Raw genomic sequence first — 1188 nt, forward strand, 5'->3', positions numbered from 1 at the left:
TCGATGATTTCGGCGACGACGCCGGCACCGACGGTGCGGCCGCCTTCGCGGATTGCGAAGCGAAGCTTCTCTTCCATCGCGATCGGAACGATCAGCTCAACCTCGATCGACACGTTGTCGCCGGGCATCACCATCTCGGTCCCTTCCGGAAGCTTCACGATCCCCGTCACGTCCGTCGTCCGGAAGTAGAACTGAGGACGGTAGTTCGCGAAAAACGGCGTGTGCCGGCCGCCCTCTTCCTTCGTCAGGATGTACGCCTCGGCCTTGAACTTCGTGTGCGGCTTCACAGAACCCGGCTTCGCCAGAACCTGCCCCCGCTCAACGTCCTCACGCTTCGTCCCGCGAAGCAGCGCGCCGATGTTGTCGCCCGCCTGACCCTGGTCCAGAAGCTTGCGGAACATCTCAACGCCCGTCACCGTCGTCTTCACCGTCGGACGGATGCCGATGATCTCGACTTCCTCGCCGACCTTCACCACGCCGCGCTCCACGCGGCCCGTCACCACCGTGCCGCGGCCCGAGATCGAGAACACGTCCTCGACAGGCATCAGGAACGGCTGGTCAATCGGACGCTCAGGCTGCGGGATGTACTCGTCCACCGCTTCCATCAGCGCCAGAACAGCGTCGTGCCCGATTTCCTTGTTCGTGTCCTCAAGCGCCGCAAGCGCCGAACCCTTGATCACCGGAATGTCGTCCCCGGGGAACTCGTACTTCGACAGCAACTCCCGGATCTCAAGCTCCACAAGCTCAAGAAGCTCCGGATCGTCCACCTGGTCGACCTTGTTCATGAACACGACAAGCGCCGGAACGCCGACCTGACGCGCCAGAAGGATGTGCTCGCGCGTCTGCGGCATCGGGCCGTCCGCCGACGACACCACCAGGATCGCGCCGTCCATCTGCGCCGCGCCCGTGATCATGTTCTTCACGTAGTCGGCATGGCCGGGGCAGTCGACGTGCGCGTAGTGGCGCTTCGCCGTCTCGTACTCAACGTGCGACGTCGAGATCGTGATGCCGCGCGCCCGCTCCTCGGGAGCCTTGTCGATCTGGTCATACGCCGTGAACGACGCCCCACCAGCCTCCGCAAGAACCTTCGTGATCGCAGCCGTCAAAGACGTCTTCCCATGGTCAACGTGACCAATCGTTCCGATGTTCACATGCGGCTTTGTCCGCTCAAACTTTTCCTTCGCCATC

Annotated in this window: 1 protein-coding gene; it reads right to left on the reverse strand. The window is 63.0% G+C overall.

What is annotated here, in order from left to right; genetic code table 11:
* Positions 1–1187, reverse strand: a 1187-nt coding sequence (gene tuf, locus ACUSIJ_RS29605) for an elongation factor Tu (RefSeq protein WP_449312000.1), incomplete at its 3' end; no start/stop codon positions are given.
* Between the last annotated feature and the right edge of the window lies 1 nt (position 1188).

The organism is Pseudochelatococcus sp. B33 (assembly GCF_053570585.1).